This is a genomic window from Melaminivora alkalimesophila (assembly GCF_000282995.1).
Lineage (GTDB): Bacteria > Pseudomonadota > Gammaproteobacteria > Burkholderiales > Burkholderiaceae_C > Melaminivora > Melaminivora alkalimesophila.
In genome coordinates, this window is sequence record NZ_ALEE01000499.1 from 1 (window position 1) to 444 (window position 444).

The 444-nt window shown below is 75.0% G+C and carries 1 protein-coding gene; it reads right to left on the reverse strand.

Annotated features, from left to right (window positions below; all coding sequences use genetic code 11):
• The coding region (locus tag A612_RS09750; RefSeq protein ID WP_040436537.1) for an ATP-binding protein at positions 1-444 on the reverse strand (444 nt) is incomplete at both ends.

Here is a 444-nt window from a genome sequence, read left to right on the forward strand (position 1 = left end):
CGCTGGCGCGAGCCGGCAAAGCCGCAGGGGCAGGGGTTCATGGCGGCGACCAGCTGGAAGCGCGCCGGAAACTCGGCGCGCTGGGCGGCGCGGGCGATGGTGATGCGCCCGCTCTCCAGTGGCTCGCGCAGCGCCTCCAGCGCGCTGCGGGCGAATTCCGGGAATTCGTCGAGGAACAGCACGCCGTGGTGCGCCAGCGAAATCTCGCCCGGCCGCGGCGGCGAGCCCCCGCCCACCAGCGCCACGGCGCTGCAGCTGTGGTGCGGGCTGGCCATGGGCCGCTGCATCCAGCGCTCGGGCGCGAAACGCCCCGCCAGGCTGGCAATGGCGGCGCTCTCCAGCGCCTCGTCGATCTGCATGGCGGGCAGCAGGCCGGCGAAGCGTTCGGCGAGCATGGACTTGCCGGTGCCCGGCGGGCCGACCAGCAGCAGGCCGTGGCCACCC